This window comes from Exiguobacterium sp. BMC-KP (genome assembly GCF_001275385.1).
In the GTDB taxonomy this organism is placed as follows: domain Bacteria; phylum Bacillota; class Bacilli; order Exiguobacteriales; family Exiguobacteriaceae; genus Exiguobacterium_A.
This window is the reverse complement of record NZ_LGIW01000015.1, coordinates 203,158-221,636: the sequence shown is the minus strand read 5'-3', so window position 1 is coordinate 221,636 and position 18,479 is coordinate 203,158. Positions and strand designations below refer to the sequence as shown.

Sequence of the window (18,479 nt, the reverse complement as noted above, 5' to 3'; positions counted from 1 at the left end):
TCTTTGTCGGTACTGTTATCCTACATGTACCACACGAAAAAGCTGTAGCACTTTTTTGCTACAGCTTTTTCGTCCACACCATATGCTGAACTTAGACGTATTTTTTCATCCAAATATCATCGCGGTATGTGCCGTCTTCTAATTTTACAGAGTCTGGATCTTCAGCATATACCTCAAAGCCAAGCGATTCATAAAGGCTTTGCGCTGCTTCATTTCCTGATAATACGGCAAGAATGACTTGCTCAACGTCAGGTAACTTCTTCGCCTCGTCGATTAATGCTTCCATTAGAGCACGCCCTGTACCACCACGATATTCAGGCGATACATATACTCCGGAAATCATCGCTTTGTGCGATTCACGTGATAGTTCATACGGTTTGACCTGACCAAACCCAAACAACGTATCCCCATCGAACATACCCAGCCAAACCTCATCGGAGTCGGGTTCTCCTTCAAGCCCTTCTTGTACTTCGCGGAGCGGGGTTTGCTGTTCATCATCAAACGAATGACCAAATGCATCTGGATGATTCTTTAATCCCTCAAGGCGTAGATTCCAGTATTGTTCTGCATCCTCTTTAGTTAATTTTCGAAAAGTATACATGACTGTCGGTTCTCTCCTTTTTTGGGTTTCATGACGTACAAAAAAATAACGGAAAAACGCTTCTATCTTTTACTTAACCTTTTTCTAGTAAAATAAAACCTAGATTTTTTCTCTTTTATTTCAGACAAATTGGATCTGATTTTGACCTTACCTTTTCCATTCATCAAAAAAACTCAAGTGCGGACATTAAGAAATGCGTCCAATACTTGAGCTTTTAATCCTCTATTTCGTAAAAAACTTTGTCTTGATATATGATGTTATCCTTGCAAAACGGGTTCAAGTGTCTGACGCAATACCTCAGCAGAATGATGGAATTTTTTTAATTCTTCTTCCGTCAATGAGACTTCAATGATTTCACGAACACCTTGACGATTGATGATTGCCGGTACTCCAATGTGAATGCCGGAGATTCCGTATTGTCCGTCGACATGCGCTCCGACCGTCAACAAGCAGTTTTCATTCCCAAGGATAGCTCGAACGATGCGAACGAGTCCAAGTCCAATCGCATAATAAGTGGCCCCTTTACGCTCGATGATATGATACGCAGCATCTCGGACGTTGATGTAGATTTGATCGAGATCTGCTTGAGAATAACGATCGTCTTCAGCAAGCAGTTCGTCAATCGTCTTTCCATAGATTCGGCTATTGCTCCAGGCTGCAAATTCCGTATCACCATGTTCGCCAAGAATGTAGGCGTGGGCATTGCGAGAGTCAATGTGAAAGTATTCTCCTAGCATTTGGCGCAGACGTGCTGTATCAAGCACCGTTCCTGATCCAAATACGCGAGATTTTGGAAGACCAGAATATTTCCAAGCTAGATGAGCCATGATATCAACCGGATTGGAAGCCACGACGATGATCCCGTCAAACCCGGAATCCATGATTTGACGAATCATTTCTTTCATGATCAACGCATTCTTTGCGACAAGATCGAGTCTTGTCTCGCCTGGTTTTTGAGGAGCACCCGCCGTGATGACGACGACCTCAGCTTCACGGCAATCCGTATAATCACCAGCCCAGATGCGCATTGGTGAAGAGCTAAACGGTGTTCCATGGTTCAAGTCCATCGCTTCCCCTTCAGCCTTTGCTTTGTTGACATCAATGATGACCAGTTCCTCACAAAGTCCGGCTGTTGACATCTGATAGGCAAAGCTTGAACCGACTGCTCCGGCTCCAATAAGTGCTACCCGTGTCACTTTCGCATGTAATTCCATATCGTTATGTCCACCCTTTCATTCGTCCTAAGAGTTTGTTAACTATCTCACAAATAAATTGTAACATTTTTCACATTCTTTGTAACATGTGAAATTAATCACATTTGTCCATTTTGTGTCATTGATATCCTAACATAAGGAATTACAGCTTCGTATACCTTCCAGTTACCAGAATCGGACGATGATAAACCCGATTCCACTTGCAAGACCGCTCGTCATGACGTTCACGGCATCATTTCCAAGAAATCGAATACCTGAGACGTACGTTGTCGGTTGTCCATGATGCTCTCTTTTTTCGGTGCGTTCTCCACAAACCGGACATCGATAAACACGTTGCCACACGGCGCCAAACATCGTATCGAGTAGACTTCCTAGTATACCGATGCCGATCACAAGTAAGACATGTGTCACAGTAAGAGAAAATATCCACTGCGCCGCTAATGCGATGAAAGCACCTCCAGCAATTGTACCGATCGTTCCGATAAGTGACATCGCTCCACTCGTTCCCGCTGGTACCCGTCGAAATGTTTTTAAAGACCATGGATCGCGCCTAGAAAGTGGACCAATTTCAGAAGCCCACGTATCGGAATTAGATGCCGCGATGACGAATAAAAATAATAACTGATACGCCGTGTCCATCGTTATCGCATACGCTAGTGCAGCGACGAAGGCTACCCCACCATTCGCAAGTACTTGCCATCCGTCACGCGCACCGTCTTTTTCAACGATTGAGTCGACGGATCGTTTTTTAGATTGTCCGACCTTCGATAAAAGACTCGAGCTCCCAAAAAAGAGCAAGAGTACCACTAGTCCCTTCCAACCGAATCCAAATGAGACACCAGTTCCGACGACCATCGTCATGACGGCACCACTTGTCGTCAATAAACGAAAATATCGTCCGACCAAGGCAAGGGCGAGGCAAAATAAGATCGTGACGCTTAACATCGAATGACCTCTTGGTCAGTGACGATGAGGTTGACTGGGATATCGAAAGCTTCCACTTCAAAATCAGGAAGGAGCTGTTCTGAGAAGGCCATTGACACTTTACACCCTGTATAGGTCACGAGTGCTCGATCGTAATAGCCACCGCCCCATCCTAATCGATAACCATCCCGGCGATAGGCACGTCCCGGAACAAGGCAAAATTCTGCTTGATCAAGTGAAGCACGACGTGCCGAGTCAGTCGGTTCAGCAATCCCCATCTGATTTTGTTGTAATTGATCTTCTGGTCTATATTCATAAAAGACCATCTCATCTCCAACTACTTTCGGAATCAAGACGATCTTGTCCTCTTGCCATGCTTGTTCAATCAACATTCTCGTATCACATTCATTTCGAAAAGCTAACGTGATTGCCACACACGTCGCTTGTTGCCATTCAGGTAACAATAAGACATGTTCGTGGATAGATCGCTCCTTCTCCGCGCGATCCTCGATCTGATCGAGCCGTTCTTTGATCAGACGGCGTATTTCTTTTTTATTCATGACTGTCTTCCTTTCTAAAAATCCACAAAAAAAGCCATCACACGAAGTGACGGCTTCCATCTCAATTATTTCACTTCACGGTGAAGTGTGTGCTTACGGAGACGTGGGTTGTATTTCTTCAACTCAAGACGCTCTGGGTTGTTACGCTTGTTCTTTTTAGTGATATAAGTACGGTCACCAGTTTCAGTGCAAGCTAATGTGATTTTAACGCGCATGGGATTCCCTCCTATCTAGCTCTCGATGTATCAAGTGATTTTGCTTTACATAAGGTTAAGCATACTCAAGTATCGTACCAAGAAAGGAAAGGAATTGCAACTGTTCATCCGTTCTTTTTCGGATTCGTCACGTGTTGATATGGTTTTTCAAGGTTCTCTTCAAAACGAAGGGGTTTCTTTTCGACATGATACTCTTGTTCCACCCCGTGGCGTGACTCTTCTCGTTCTAAATAAACAACGGAAGAATGACGTAAAGCATCTCCCTCAAGACGTTTAATGGCGACGACAAGACCACCCGAACGATCTGGTGAGCGCTCACTCTCTAAATCATAGACATTACTGACGAGAGGGATGTTTTTTACTTTCGAAAAAGCTTGCGCGGCTGACGCAGTATCCATATTGAAGTTATGAACGACTTGGAAATCAACGATTTTACTTAATGCTTGAGCCTGACGTAAAAATGCTAGATTTAATGCCGCAAGTTGATTGTACGTCTGAACGAGTGGTAATCCACTTACTTGAACTCCGTAAACATGCACACCATCTTGTAGGCGGTACGCCTCTGCGTGTTCTGTAACGACGTAGACATTTTCTCCAGCAGCTGCGAGTCGTTTAGCGAGATTTTCAGCTGGTCGTTCTGACGTGTCATACTGTCGCACAAACAATAAGATGGCGTCTGTATTCCAAGATTTTTCGCGTTTGACCGCTACATAGTAATCATGCGCCGTCAAGAAGACATCCGGTTCGATATCTGTATCTTGAAGGAATGGATATTCTCGATAGCGATCGTCAAGCCACTCCATCGTCAGCTCTTCCGCATCGAGACGTCGCTCTGTCTCTTCGAAACGAAGAACATGTTCTCGGAAACGATTTGCCGCATATTGTGCCGTCGTCTGACCGTCTAAAATGAACGGCCAGTCGCTTGAGACTGCAAGCAAATATTCTCGAATGAGTTGACGCTTTGCTTTGACAGTCAATGCATCTTGATGACGATTTCGCGCCACGACGCCCGCCAATCTTTTTTCAAGTTGATGAAGATGACGAATCATCCAGTCATTTCGTTCATTAATCCAGACTTCCGCATATCCTTTACGTCCCCATGTTCCCATTGCAACATGAACAGTATCGATATCTTGGAAGTGACGTTCAAGGAAAGTAGCAGGTGAGATCGATTCAATTTCTTGATCTTCTAAACGCTCCATCGCTTTACCGAGGAAGTCAGGTCCTTCAAACCACCAGTGACCAAACAGTTCCGCATCGAATGGTGCTGTTACAAGAAACGGTGGAAAATCTTGTGCTTGATACGTATCTAAATGTTCGCCGAGTGCTTGTGCGAAATCTGCTGCGTGCTCACTCGTCCGTTGCCACGCCCAATCTCGAACGTAGTAGTCTTTTTGATCCGTTTCACCGGTTACACGATGCAACTTCAACCCGGTATCGTATCGTAATCCTTCCGGATGCATGAATTCGGCGATTTGATCCCATTCACGATCATATGCAAGGTCCCGATAAAATTCACGGTAATCCGGGTGACCTGGGTATCCGATGACGGAACTCCAAATCTTTCCTGAGATGATTTGATCGCGAGGGAAAAGTGCTACGCCGTGCGGAGAATAGACGGGAGCTCCGATTCCGTGTGCTGGTGACGGATCCGCGTTTAAAATCGAATGTTCGTCAACAAACGTGTAACGAATACCTTCCTCATACAAAATACGATCAAGGCCAGGCGTATACGCACACTCTGGCATCCAAAGACCAGATGGACGGAATCCGTAATGGCGTTCGAAACAATTCAACCCTGTCTGAATTTCAGATCGTGCCGCTTGTTCAGATAACATGTGTGGACTGAAACCGTGTGTCGCTGTACAGGTAATCAAGTCAAGGTAACCTTGTTCTTTGTAATGACGGAAGGCACGATTCAAGTCCTTTTCCCAGTGAAGGAACGTATTTAATAGATCATGATACCGATCTTGATAGAACATAAGAGCATCTCTTTCTTTTTGATCGAGGTCTCGCTCTAGTTCTTGATTGATCAATCGCAATGTATCCTCGATATGCTCAATATAACGCTCTTGAATCAATGGGTCTGCCAACATCTCGATGACAGGTGGTGAAATACTGACTGTCCATCCGAGCGGACGTGACAAACGATCGACTTCCCAGAGCAACGGGATATAAGTTTCTGATATCGCTTCGTACATCCATCGTTCTTCTAGACGATGTGCCTCTTCGTGACGGATATATGGTAAGTGTGCATGTAAGACGAGTGAAAAATATCCTTTTCGCATAGCTTCTCTTCCTTTCCCTCTCTCTAATTCCATTACCGGACGCGATCGAAATAGGAATACGGACGTAATACTTCGACCCATTCCGGTTGTTCGACCTCTCCATATTGCCAATGTTGGACGACTTCAGCGAAACGTCCATCTGTGACTGCTTCGTCGCGCGGTGTCTCAACGGGTTTCGAACGCAATACTGGAACGAAGTCCCCATCAATCGTTTGAATGCCCCATTCAATGATGTATGTAGTATTCGGGGTTACCGGTCGTACGAACCAAGCGTTCGTCATCTCCGGTAGTTCAAACTGGTACGTTCGGTTCGCTTGTCCTTGTTCGTAATCAACGAGAGTGACATCAATGACGCGTAACTCTTTTCGGAACGAATCGAACGATGTATGGTAATGCGTCTCGAGTAACTGTTTCGACAGTTCAGACAATTCCCAGTAGACGTATAAAGCTGTCGGTGACTGAACGATAGCATGAAGAATATCATCTTCATAGTGCGTCGCCATTCCAAATGCGTCGCGCTCTAGTGATGGCATCACTTGTACAGACGGTACGACATCAAGTACTGGTGCCGTCGATTTTTTCGTCTGCTTGACCGTTTTTGATTTTACTTTTGGTGCTTCTGCAGAAGGTTGTTCTGTTAGTGATTTACGGTATTTAGTCCAAGCATATTTGATCTTTCCTTCAGTCGTATCTAATTGAGCTGCGATTTGTTTTGTTGTCAGCCCTTGTTCTTTCATTTTAATGATTTGCTCAAGCATTCCCAATCACCTCTCTGTCATTATTCACTTCTTTCCTATTCTACAAACGTGTTTCGAATTCCTTTACAAAAAAAGTAGGCAGAGGAAATTCCTCCTGCCTACTTGGTTCACCCGTTTAAATCATAATGTTTTCCTTTTTCGAGATAAATCAGATGCTCACCGACGTTCGTCAAGTGGTCACCCATCCGTTCGATATAGCGGCAAATATTCGTAAATTGCATGACCTCATCAACGACGATCGGTTGCAGGGACATATGACGCATATACTGACGAAGCGCCTTATATGTCGTCTCATCGATGACGTTATCAAGATCAGACAACGCTTTTGCCTTTTCGACGTCTCCATCACGATAGGCGACGATTGCTGTTTCCGTCATGTCTAGTAATGTCTCGAACGCTTCCTTCAATAAGGAGATATCAATGACGTATGGGAATGTCTCGACGCGAAGAACCGCTTTTGAGATATTACCTGCATAGTCAGCAATCCGTTCAAGATCCGACGAAATTTTCATCGCCGTGATGATTCGTCGTAAATCCGTTGCAACCGGTTGTTGCTTCGCGATTAAGAGAATCGCATCATCATTGATTTCGAGTTCAAGATCATCGAGTTCATTATCGTTCTCGATGACACCTCGCGCGATGTCCTGATCGTATTTTTCGAGAGCTTCTGCCGTCGTTGCGATTTGTTGCATCGTCTTACGTGCGAGTAAAAAGACTTTTTGATCAAGTATTGCAAGGTTTTCTCCAAAAATCGTACGGTTCGCTGCCATTCGTCTCGTCTCCCCTTCTTATCCGAATCGTCCTGAAATATAGTCTTCTGTCCGTTTGTCACTCGGATTTCCAAAGATCCGATCTGTTTGATCGAACTCAACAACTTCACCATTCAAGAAGAATGCCGTTTTGTCCGACACACGTGCAGCTTGTTGCATGTTGTGCGTCACGATGATGATTGAGTAATCTGATTTCAACTCTTGAACGAGTTCTTCTACTTTTAATGTAGAAATTGGGTCAAGTGCCGATGTCGGTTCATCCATTAGGATGACGTCCGGTTCGATTGCGAGACAACGGGCGATGCAAAGACGTTGTTGCTGACCACCAGAAAGGCCATAGGCATTTTCGTTCAAGCGATCTTTAACCTCGTCCCAGATTGCCGCACGGCGTAAACTACGTTCAACGATCTCGTCGAGGATTTTTTTGTTTTTGACACCATGGACACGAGGACCATAGGCGATATTATCATAAATCGATTTTGGGAACGGGTTCGGTTGCTGGAAGACCATTCCGACAGACGTTCGTAATTCTTCGACACCGTACTCTTTATCAAAGATATTACGGCCGTGATACTCGATCGCACCATTCGTCCGTACGATTGGAACAAGTTCAACCATCCGATTCAACGTTTTGATGAACGTTGATTTACCACAACCCGAAGGTCCGATGATTGCCGTGACTTCATTTTTCTTGATATCTAGATTGACATCTTTTAACGCATGGTCATCTCCGTACCATAAGTTCAAGTCTTTCACGTTATAGACGCTTTCGCGTGCTGCTACTGGCTGGTTCATGCGCTCCGCCCCTTCTGTAACGACTGATTTCGTGTTCAGCTTCGTATCCATCATCTGTCTTCCTCCTTAAAAGAAATCCCTTCTATCTAGTTCGATTAGTAACGTTTTGAGAATCGGTTCCGGATCCAGATTGCAATCGAGTTCATCGTCAAGAGGATGACCATCAAGATGATGATTCCTGCCGCTGCAAGACCTTGGAAATCTGCTTGCGGACGACTTGTCCAGTTATAGATTTGGATCGGCAGTGCTGTGAACTCTGAGAAAATACTTTCTGGCGCACGAGCAATAAAGATCGCAGCTCCCACCATGATAAGTGGTGCTGTCTCACCGATTGCTCGAGATACAGCTAAGATAATCCCAGTAATGACACCCGGTAACGAAGCCGGAAGGACGACTTTGAACGTCGTTTGCCATTTCGATGCACCGAGTGCGAGTGATGCATGACGCATCGCTTGTGGAACAGCACGAATCGCTTCTTGTGACGATACGATGACGACCGGAAGACTCATTAACGCAAGCGTCAATGCTCCAGCAATCAGTGTTGAACCGAAGCCCATGTTTCGAACGAAGAACGTCAATCCAAGTAAACCGAAGACGATCGATGGAACACCTGCAAGGTTCGAGATGTTGACTTCAATAAACGAAGTCATTCGACTCTTTTTCGCGTACTCTTCTAAATAAATCGCAGCTCCGACACCAATGATGAAAATCATCGGAATAATTAAGAGCATCAAGAAGATTGATCCCATCAATGCCGGATAAATCCCAGCACGTTCAGCACGACGAGATGGTGCATTTTGAAGAAATTCAAGTGATAACCATGAAGCACCGTCACGGATGACACCGAACAGGAGAATACCTAGGACGACGAGACCGAAGAACAGTCCAGCAAGGAAAATGACTTTTGTGACGTTATTGACGACGAGTCGCTGGCTAATTGATTTCTTGACCGCGACTGGATCGATGAATTTTTTCGAGACAGGTTGTTTTTCTGGTAAGGCCATCTTAGTACTCCTCTCTGAAGCGGCGTGTGATCCAGTTCGCAAGTAAGTTCATCACTAATGTGAAGACGAACAAGAGTGTACCGACCGCATAGATACTGTAATATTCGACTGTTCCAAATCCAGCATCACCCAAGGCGACCTGAACGATATATGCTGTCATTGTCTGGACTGGCTCAAGTGGATCAACTGCTGCTGTTGGATTCGAACCACCAGCGATCGTCACGATCATCGTTTCACCGATTGCACGTGACATTCCGAGAACGATTGATGCAATGATACCTGACAAGGCAGCTGGAACGACAACTTTCAATGCAACTTCAAGGCGGGTCGAACCGAGGGCGAGCGCACCGTCACGAATTTTCTTCGGTACAGAGCTCATCGCATCCTCAGAAATCGAAGCAATCATCGGAATGATCATGATCCCGACGACAATCCCCGGGCTGAGCGCATTATAGATTTGCAGACCTGGAATCAACTTGACGAGTAATGGTGTAACGAACGTCAATGCGAAGAATCCGAAGACGATTGTTGGAACACCTGCTAATACTTCAAGAATTGGTTTTAAGATACGGCGTGCGCGGTCTGACGCGTACTCACTTAAATAAATCGCAGACGTGAGGCCGATCGGCACGGCAACTAGCATCGCAATCACGGTAATCTCAAGCGTTCCGACGACAAGTGGCCAAATTCCATACTCAGGTTGTGAGTTGAGTGGATACCAGCTCGTACTACCGAAGAATTCCTTAAACGGAACAACTTCGAAGAAATGCTCTGTTTCAATGACTAACGTGAGAATGATGCCGATGGTCGTAACGACCGAGACGAACGCACAAAGGAATAACACGATCGGCATGACGCGTTCCATGACGTTTTTCATACTGTATTTTTGTTGTCGGTTCTGTTGAATCAGCTCGCGAACCGATTTGTTTTGTGTTGAACTCATCCTTCTTCACTCCCTACTCTTCTTGACATGAGAATGTGACCCAACCGGTACAGACTTCCCCGGTTGGGCCATCCTCATGACTCAATGATTTATTTCATTGCATCTTCAATTGCTTTTGCGTTTTCATCGTAACGATCTTGCGGCATTTTGATGTATCCGACTTCTTCAGAAAGATCACCAGCGTTTTCGTTCGTGAATTTCACGAAATCTGCGACTTGTTTTTTATCTTTCATTGATTTGTTATTGACGTACGTGTAAATTTCACGTGCCAGTGGATACGAAAGATCTTTGATTGTTTCTGGTGTTGGATCAACTGCATCTTTTCCTTCAGCAGAAAGTGGAACTTCTTTCAACTTATCTTTATTCTCTGCGTAGTATGCATATCCGAAGTAACCAATAGCACCTTTCGTTCCTTCGACACCCTTAACAAGAACGTTATCGTCCTCAGATAATTGAACGTCTTTACGCATGTCCTTCTTCTCAAGTACTTTTTCCGAGAAGAAGTCGAACGTTCCTGAATCTTTCCCTGGGCTGAAGAATTTCAATGGTTCAGCCGGATAAGAAGAATCAACATCTTTCCACGTCTTGACGTTTGGATCGAGCCAGATTTTTTCAAGTTGGTCCATCGTAAGTTCTTTTACCCATGTGTTTTCTTTACTGACTGCGACAGTCAAACCATCATATGCGAGTGCAAGTTTTGTATATTCAATGTTATTCTTTTTTGCTTCAGCTGCTTCTTCTTCTTTGATTTCACGCGAAGCATTTGAAAGATCTGTTTCACCAACGACGAATCGTTTGAATCCACCACCTGTACCAGAAACACCGACTGTAACATCAACATCAGGTTGCTCAGTCGAATATTCTTCACCGACAGCTTCCATGATCGGGAAGACTGTAGAAGAACCGTCGATTGCGATTTTTCCTTTTAAATCAGATGAACTAGCAGAACCGCCTTTATCGTTACCACATGCTGCCCCCACTACTGCGATTGATGCTACCGTTGTGATGAGTGCTGTTTTTTTCATCCAAGACATGATTAATTTTCCTCCTCGAAAGTATGTCGCTGACGATGCTACGACTTTTTATCCGTTTTCCTTACAAGACTTATACTACGGATGAACTATTAAAACGAAATGAATCCAACGTAAAAGAATTGTAAAGGTGTGTTTTTTAGTGTTTACAATTCGAAATCCATTAGAAAAAAAGGTCAATACAAACAAAAAAACGAGAGTGAATAATCACTCTCGTCTTCCATCTAGTTAATTTGGCTTAGTTTGCCACGGTACGTCCTTGACATTGAAATATGCTTTGACAAGGTCATGACCGATTTTCGAGTTGACTGTTTCCTGTTCCATATAAGGAAGGAACACGGCCCATGCCATCTCTGGATTATCATACGGTGCCCAGCCAACGAGATTCGAGTTCAATGAACGAACTGGTTGTCCGCTTCCGTCACGTAAGGCGATTCCGTCATCACCATAGACACTAACCTGTGCTGTACCCGTTTTCGCGGCAGCATCGATTCCTGTTTGCGCGATGACTTTCGCCGTACCACGCTCACCTTTAACGACACGATGTAATCCTTCACGGACGTGGTCGATATTATCTTGACTCACTTCAATCCGGTTCAAATAATTCGTCTTAAAGCTGTAATCGACTTTTTTAGTTCCTTTTTCAATTGAATTTGAAGCCAGTACTTCTTTTAGGAAGTGTGGCTGAACACGATAACCACCATTCGCAAGCGTTGAGATGTATTGCGCGACTTGTAGAGGTGTAAAGGCGTCATACTGTCCGATGACTCGGTCCATGAGTAAAGTAACACGGTCCGGTGTCCCTTGAACACCTTTTGCTTCATACGGTAAGTCAACACCCGTCGTCACACCAAGCCCGAACTGACTGTAGTAGTTCTGCATGATTGCAGCAGCTCCATCGACACTAGCTCCGGCAATACCGTTACTTGGATACTTGGCCATTCGCATCGCAATATTGAACATGTAGACGTTGGACGATCGCTCAAGTGCAGTTAAATCTGTGATCGGACCCATATTGACATACGATCCTTTTTTAGTACCACCAATTGTAATTGGAGCATCGTTGATGACTTCATTTTGACGAATGACACCTTCTTCGAGTCCCATCGCAACCGTTGCACCTTTGATCGTCGAACCGATTTGAAGTGAAGTCAATACGTTGTTGATCGCTACATCCGAAAACTTACCGGTTGCAGGATCCAACTTTTGACCAGACATCGCTAAAATCTCACCTGTCTGCGGATTCATGACGACAGCATATCCTTCTTTTAAATAACGACTGCCCATTCCACGACCCATTTTGATTGCTTGTTGCATGATTTTGTCGACTTGTTTATTGTATTCCGCGTCAACAGTCAGAACGAGATCTTTACCAGACTCGCCTTCCTCGCGTTTTGGATCACCGACCGGTTCTCCATTGAACGTTTCATACACATCGTATGCCGGTTTCCCGCGTAGCAGGTCTTCGTATTGTTGCTCGAGGAATGATGTTCCGACACGGTCATTCAAGCTATAGCCTTTTGCTTTGAACTCGGCTTGTTGTTCTGCTGGAATCTTCGAGTATTTACCGAAGATGTTCCGGAGTGTTCCTTCATACGGATAAGACCGTTCATAAAACGGTTCGACTGATACACCCTTCAGATCTTCTAGGTTCTCATCAATAATCGCCATCTCTTTTGCAGACGCACCGAGTTTGACGAGCTGCGGATCAAGCGCATAACCAACTTCCATATTGTGTTTGATCGCGATGACTTCCATCGTTTGATCATCGTAATCGATATCCTCTTTTGTGATAGCATCTAAACGAATTTGATCTTGCTCCGGAATCGAAAGCTTACTTTGCGCTTCTACTGAAGGATACTTCTTTTTGACGGCTGCTTGGTAACGACGATCGGACTCCTTCGTATTCGTCGCTACCCAGAAGTCTTTCACATCTCGTTCCGTAACTTTCCAGTCTTTTTTCGGTAAATCAATGATTGCCGCAAGACGTTGCGCAATTTCAATTCGTTCATCGACTTTCGTCGTTTGTGCCCGGCGATAGACGATTGAGTATTTAGAAATCGTATCAACAAGAAGACGACCGTCTCGGTCATAAATCTTTCCGCGCGGTACTTCATATTTCGATGCGATCATTTCTGTTTTTTGGACTTCCCTCGAAATTTTCTCACCATTAACGATTTGTACGACTCCTAGACGGAAAATCAAAATCGCAAACAATAAAAAAACGACGAAGAACATTAAATTCAGACGAAGCGGCAGATGATTACGCCGTCTTCCTCGTACAGTGATTCGTTTAGCCATGGCGTACTCCCCTATCGTTCAAAAGTCATCTTGTTTCATTATATAGAAGGAAACTTTCCATAACAACCTATCCCATGATTTTCCGCATTAAAAAAAGCGTATCGTTCACAATTGAACGATACGCCATTTTCAGATTACTTCGCGTCAGCGTAAAGCTTCGCTACATGATCCCAATCAACAACGTTGAAGAACGCATTGATGTAATCAGGACGACGGTTTTGATAGTTGAGGTAATACGCATGTTCCCAAACATCAAGACCGAGGATTGGTGTTTTACCTTCCATGACCGGTGTATCTTGGTTTGGTGTCGAAACGACTTCCAGTTTTCCACCGTCAACGATTAGCCAAGCCCAACCTGAACCAAAGCGAGTTGTTGCTGCTTTTGCAAACGCATCTTTGAACGCATCGAATGATCCGAATGCTTCGTCGATTGCTGTTGCGAGTTCCCCTGTTGGAGCAGCTCCATCGTTCTTCTTCAACAATTTCCAGAAGAATGAATGGTTCCAGTGACCGCCACCGTTGTTACGGACTGCCGTTTGAATGTTTGCTGGGAGAGCATCCAAGTTTTGAAGAAGTTCTTCAAGTGACTTTCCTTCATGTTCTGTACCCTCAAGCGCCGCATTCACGTTCGTGACATACGTGTTGTGGTGTTTCGTGTGGTGAATCTCCATCGTACGAGCATCGATATGTGGCTCAAGCGCATCATAAGCGTAGCCGAGTTCTGGTAATTCAAATTTTGACATGTTCATGTCCCCCTTTGTACTATTTTCGAAAACTTCAATACCCTTTAAGACTAGCAAAAGAACATGTGTTGACGCAAGTCAAGACCCTCGGATTTACTCGACTTCTCGTGGAGCAAAAACTGAGACGCCACCACCCGGAACCGGGAAGACACCGAATCCTTCTTCATCGATCACGACAGGGTGATCTTGATGATTCGTATAGTCAAACCATTCTTGTCCCGCACGTTCTTCACCGACGAACATGCGCTTTTCACACATATCAGCATTCGATAGCAAGACAGCACAGCCAGAGTTCTCGATTTCTTCAACGCCTCGACGAACCCATCCGACGCAATGCGGATCATCAAGATAATCCTCTTGGTCACCATATGCTTTGTGATAACGCGCATACAATAAAGCATCGATCATTTCTTTTTTACCTTCTACTGGGTGTGGTCCTTGAACACCATAATAATCACCATAGAAGACACATGGATAGCCGTCTTTACGAAGTAAAATCGATGCATAAGCATGCTGTTTGAACCAGTCATCTACCCATGATTCGAGTGATTCACCTGGTTGTGAATCATGATTGTCGACAAACGTGACGGCGTTCGTCGGATGTGATTCAACAAGTGTGTCAGCAAATAATGTCGTTAAATCAAAGTCTTGTCCCTGATTCGAAGCTTCATGGAACTTATAATGAAGTGGAACATCGAACAAATCGATCGTGTAGTCGACACTATCGAGGAAATGACGGCAATCATCGAGATCGGATTTCCAGAACTCGCCGACCATATAGAAGTCACCTTCACTTTTTTCAATCATCGATTTTGCGAATTCATGAACGAATTCATAGTTGATGTGTTTAATCGCATCAAGTCGAAAACCTTGGCAATCAATTGTTTCCTGGAACCAATGACCCCATCGAATCATTTCTTCGCGGACTTCCGGGTGATTATAATCAATGTTCGCAAACATCAAATAGTCATAGTTTCCAAACTCATCATCGACTTGATCGTTCCAGTCTTTATTTTTTCCGGAAATTTTAAAGACACCGGTTTTTTCCTCACGGGCATCAAAATCTGTTCCATTAAAGAATTCATGTGTCCAGATGAAATCTGAATATTTACCGTTACGACCTGGGAACGTAAACTTTGTCCATGCTTCGATTTCAAATTCTTCTGAAATTTCTTTAGAACGATCTTCTGGATGGACTTCTACGACATTGATTGTCTCGAGTTCATCGGCTGCTGCTTTATGATTCATGACGACATCCGCATAGACGGCGATATCGTTCTCACGAGCAACTTGAATCGCTTCGACGAGTTCGTCCTTCGTACCGTATTTCGTACGGACTGTTCCTTTTTGATCAAATTCACCTAAATCATAAACGTCATAGATGCCATATCCTGTATCTTCATCTGATTGACCCTTTGACGCCGGTGGAATCCACACGGACGTGATGCCGGCAGCACGTAACTCAGGCGCCCGCTCTTTCAAGCGTTGCCAGTGCTTCCCATCATTCTCTACATGCCACTCAAAAAACTGCATCATCGTATGGTTACGTTCCATCTCTCTTCGCTCTCCCTTAGTTACTATAGTATGAATATTATTACAATATCTTTACTATTCCCCGGAGGAACAAAAATAAACGCTCCTCGTTTCATGACGAGGAGCGTTCTACTGAATGGACCCTGCAGGACTCGAACCTGCGACCGGACGGTTATGAGCCGTCAGCTCTAACCAGCTGAGCTAAGGGTCCTTAAGTAATAGTAGCGGCGGAGGGAGTCGAACCCACGACCTCACGGGTATGAACCGTACGCTCTAGCCAGCTGAGCTACACCGCCATGATGTATGTTGCTTTACTCTTACTAGATTACGAGATGTGACGATTCTTGTCAATATGCTATTTCAAAAAAATAAACAGCTGATTTCATTTTTTGAAATCAGCTGTCATAGATAAATCGTATTTTGCTTAATTCGTTAATGCTGTCCGCTGTTCAAGGACGAGATCCGTGATGTTGACAGCGTGATCGCCGATTCGTTCGAGGTTCGACAAGAGATCGACGAAGATCATTCCCGCTTGTCCCGTACATTCGCCAGCGTTAACACGAAGGACGTGATGCTTACGGAATGAACGTTCGAGTGCATCGAGTTTGCCTTCGAGTTCCAGAACTTTCCGAGCTCGTGTGACATCATCCTCTTCGACGGCGCGAACGGCACAATCGACGATTTCTTGTGTCAAGGCATACATATCATCTAGCTCTTGCTTCGCAGCATCCGTGAATTGGATCCGGTTGACGATTTGGAAGTCGACCAATTCGACGATGTTCTCAACGTGATCACCGATTCGCTCAAAATCATTAACCGCATGCATCAGTAACGAATGATCGTTTGATTCACGTTCTGATAAATCATGTGCTGCTACTTTAACAAGATAGTTCGTGACTTCTGTGTTCAAGTGGTTGATTGCATATTCAATCTGCTGTGATTCTGCTACATCTTTCTTATCATGCGATTGCGTGTATCGGTGCGCTTTCGCAAGGGCGTCTTTCGAGAATTCTCCCATACGTAAGACTTCAAGCTTCGCATGATTCAAAGCAAGTGAAGAAGACTGGTTCAAAATGTTTTGATCAAGATGACGTGGTTTTGAATCGATCGTCGTATCCGTACCCGGAACGATTTTTTGAACGAGCCATGCGATTTGCGCGATGAACCAGCACTGAATCAATGTGTTAACGACATTGAATGTTCCGTGTGCGAAGGCAATTTGCATCTTCGGACCTAAGCCAAGTGCACCTGTAATCCATGTGATAAAACTCGAGAAAATTGGTAAGGCAATTAAGAACAATATCGTTCCGATAATGTTGAAGATGACATGCGCCGCTGCTGTTCGCTTAGCTGCAATTGACGCTCCAAGCGCTGCGAGAACCGCCGTAATCGTTGTTCCGATATTATCACCGAACAAGACCGGTAGTGCTGCTTTGATATCGATCATGCCACCTGAATACAACTCTTGTAAAATACCGATTGTTGCAGACGACGACTGAACAAGCACGGTAAAGATTGTTCCGACGAAGACACCAAGTAATGGATTATCCGACATCGAAACAGTCAACTCACGGAACCAAACGCTCGTTTCGAGCGGTGCCATCCCGTCACCCATCAATGTCAAACCGTAGAAAAGTGCACCGAAGCCAAAGAAAATCTGTCCGATATACTGAACACGTTCTTTATTGAAGAAGAAGATCAAGAACGCACCAATCGCGATTGCCGGAAGTGCTGCTTCCTTGACGTTAAAGCCGATGATGAAGGCAGTGATCGTCGTACCAATGTTTGCCCCCATGACGACTCCGATTGCCTGTCTTAAATTCATCAGACCCGCACTAACAAGTCCGACGACGATGACGGTCGTACCGGATGACGATTGAATTAAAATCGTTACGACGATACCTGCTAAGATACCTAAGAATGGATTCGTCGTGTATTTATCAAGGATATAACGTAATCGGTCTCCTGCTGTTTTTTGGAGCCCATCTCCCATATACTTAATACCGAAAAGGAAAATCCCGAGTCCACCAATGAAGGTGAATATCATTTCCTGCAAATCATAGTTCATCTTGCCAGCTCCTTTATTTGATGTGGATTGATGTGTTTGTAAAGTTTATTTTTTCGACTCCCCTATTATGTAAAGGTCTAGTGAACTTGTAAACAGTTTTTTAAACATCCATTTGTTAAGGTTTTATTAATCTGTACTAAAACAAAAAAACCTTTATTTATCAACGTTAAATCCATTTAAAAAATCTGTTATAAAACAATAGAAAGAGTGATATTATTGTCTTTTTTACGTCAACTGATTAATTACTTACAAACTTCGCTAATTCCAAATCGCTCGTTTTTACGTCTTCGCTTAGCGGATGTTTCCCTTTATTTCTGTGGATTATCTTGGATTTCACTTTGGACGACGATTATCGATTCCTTCTTTTTACAAAAAAATATCCCGATCGTTATCTGGTTCATTCTTCATTTCATCTTCATCGCGATTGCCGTATTACTTTATCTGCTTTTCATGGCGTATTTGACGAAGGGGTTTGTTCGACTGCTACTTCCTCGTCCATGGGCATATCGTCAGACGTTTCCTTATACAATCGCAACGAATCTGTGGTCTTTCCCACTCGGTATGCTTCTTTATCAACTTGGTTATCAACGTTCCGGGATCGGATTACTCGTGATTGGTCACTTCGTCTATACATTGGTACCGTTGTGGATCGCCCGTTCCTCAAAGCCTCGTTCTTCACGCAGAGCTTAATGTATACAAAAATCAGGCGTCCGACGGATTGACGGACACCT

General features: G+C 44.3%; 17 protein-coding genes and 2 tRNA genes. 1 reads left to right on the top strand and 18 read right to left on the bottom strand.

Features of this window, described 5'->3' with window-relative positions; all coding sequences use genetic code 11:
* Positions 1 to 91 precede the first annotated feature (91 nt).
* From ADM98_RS06610 to ADM98_RS06525, 18 genes are all read right to left on the bottom strand, one after another.
* Positions 92 to 601: a GNAT family N-acetyltransferase gene (locus ADM98_RS06610; RefSeq protein ID WP_053452783.1), complete on the bottom strand. Its 510-nt coding sequence runs from the start codon at positions 599 to 601 to the stop codon at positions 92 to 94.
* A gap of 257 nt (positions 602 to 858) precedes the next feature.
* Positions 859 to 1,815, bottom strand: a complete 957-nt coding sequence (locus tag ADM98_RS06605; protein ID WP_053452782.1) for an L-lactate dehydrogenase — start codon at positions 1,813 to 1,815, stop codon at positions 859 to 861.
* 165 nt (positions 1,816 to 1,980) lie between these two features.
* Positions 1,981 to 2,760 (bottom strand): DUF92 domain-containing protein, encoded by a 780-nt coding sequence (locus ADM98_RS06600; RefSeq protein ID WP_053452781.1) that lies wholly within the window; start codon positions 2,758 to 2,760, stop codon positions 1,981 to 1,983.
* On the bottom strand, positions 2,754 to 3,299 hold the full coding sequence (locus ADM98_RS06595) for a 5-formyltetrahydrofolate cyclo-ligase (RefSeq protein WP_053452780.1): 546 nt from the start codon (positions 3,297 to 3,299) through the stop codon (positions 2,754 to 2,756). Before ADM98_RS06595 ends, ADM98_RS06600 begins: the two co-directional genes overlap by 7 nt.
* Positions 3,300 to 3,364: 65 nt before the next feature.
* Positions 3,365 to 3,514 carry a 50S ribosomal protein L33 gene (gene rpmG, locus ADM98_RS06590; protein ID WP_012369771.1) on the bottom strand — a complete coding sequence of 50 codons (150 nt, stop codon included), beginning with the start codon at positions 3,512 to 3,514 and terminating at the stop codon, positions 3,365 to 3,367.
* Between the two features lie 104 nt (positions 3,515 to 3,618).
* Entirely contained in the window at positions 3,619 to 5,802 is a 2,184-nt protein-coding gene (locus tag ADM98_RS06585; protein WP_053452779.1) for a 1,4-alpha-glucan branching protein domain-containing protein, read from the bottom strand.
* A gap of 32 nt (positions 5,803 to 5,834) precedes the next feature.
* The gene (locus ADM98_RS06580; protein ID WP_053452778.1) at positions 5,835 to 6,560 is read right to left on the bottom strand and encodes a DUF4912 domain-containing protein; all 726 of its coding nucleotides are present in this window, start codon (positions 6,558 to 6,560) and stop codon (positions 5,835 to 5,837) included.
* Positions 6,561 to 6,667: 107 nt separating this feature from the next.
* Positions 6,668 to 7,330, bottom strand: a complete 663-nt coding sequence (gene phoU, locus ADM98_RS06575; protein ID WP_050678392.1) for a phosphate signaling complex protein PhoU — start codon at positions 7,328 to 7,330, stop codon at positions 6,668 to 6,670.
* An 18-nt stretch (positions 7,331 to 7,348) separates the two neighbouring features.
* Positions 7,349 to 8,125, bottom strand: coding sequence for a phosphate ABC transporter ATP-binding protein PstB (gene pstB / locus ADM98_RS06570; protein ID WP_053454494.1), 777 nt, complete (start codon positions 8,123 to 8,125; stop codon positions 7,349 to 7,351).
* Between the two features lie 95 nt (positions 8,126 to 8,220).
* Positions 8,221 to 9,129 (bottom strand): phosphate ABC transporter permease PstA, encoded by a 909-nt coding sequence (gene pstA, locus ADM98_RS06565; RefSeq protein WP_053452777.1) that lies wholly within the window; start codon positions 9,127 to 9,129, stop codon positions 8,221 to 8,223.
* Position 9,130: 1 nt separating this feature from the next.
* A complete protein-coding gene (pstC, locus tag ADM98_RS06560; protein ID WP_053452776.1) occupies positions 9,131 to 10,072 on the bottom strand; it encodes a phosphate ABC transporter permease subunit PstC in 942 nt (313 codons plus the stop codon).
* An 89-nt stretch (positions 10,073 to 10,161) separates the two neighbouring features.
* The gene (locus ADM98_RS06555; protein ID WP_053452775.1) at positions 10,162 to 11,106 is read right to left on the bottom strand and encodes a PstS family phosphate ABC transporter substrate-binding protein; all 945 of its coding nucleotides are present in this window, start codon (positions 11,104 to 11,106) and stop codon (positions 10,162 to 10,164) included.
* Positions 11,107 to 11,331: 225 nt separating this feature from the next.
* Positions 11,332 to 13,404, bottom strand: a complete 2,073-nt coding sequence (locus ADM98_RS06550) for a peptidoglycan D,D-transpeptidase FtsI family protein (RefSeq protein WP_053452774.1) — start codon at positions 13,402 to 13,404, stop codon at positions 11,332 to 11,334.
* A gap of 134 nt (positions 13,405 to 13,538) precedes the next feature.
* Positions 13,539 to 14,147, bottom strand: a complete 609-nt coding sequence (locus ADM98_RS06545; protein ID WP_053452773.1) for a superoxide dismutase — start codon at positions 14,145 to 14,147, stop codon at positions 13,539 to 13,541.
* 93 nt (positions 14,148 to 14,240) lie between these two features.
* Positions 14,241 to 15,701, bottom strand: coding sequence for an alpha-amylase (locus ADM98_RS06540; RefSeq protein ID WP_053452772.1), 1,461 nt, complete (start codon positions 15,699 to 15,701; stop codon positions 14,241 to 14,243).
* 116 nt (positions 15,702 to 15,817) lie between these two features.
* Positions 15,818 to 15,891, bottom strand: a tRNA-Ile gene (locus tag ADM98_RS06535).
* Positions 15,892 to 15,902: 11 nt separating this feature from the next.
* Positions 15,903 to 15,976: transfer RNA gene (locus ADM98_RS06530), tRNA-Met, on the bottom strand.
* Between the two features lie 128 nt (positions 15,977 to 16,104).
* Positions 16,105 to 17,748, bottom strand: a complete 1,644-nt coding sequence (locus tag ADM98_RS06525; protein ID WP_053452771.1) for a Na/Pi cotransporter family protein — start codon at positions 17,746 to 17,748, stop codon at positions 16,105 to 16,107.
* Between the two features lie 207 nt (positions 17,749 to 17,955).
* On the opposite strand from ADM98_RS06525, the gene ADM98_RS06520 reads away from it, so the two are divergent.
* The gene (locus tag ADM98_RS06520; protein WP_053452770.1) at positions 17,956 to 18,438 is read left to right on the top strand and encodes a hypothetical protein; all 483 of its coding nucleotides are present in this window, start codon (positions 17,956 to 17,958) and stop codon (positions 18,436 to 18,438) included.
* Positions 18,439 to 18,479: the final 41 nt, after the last annotated feature.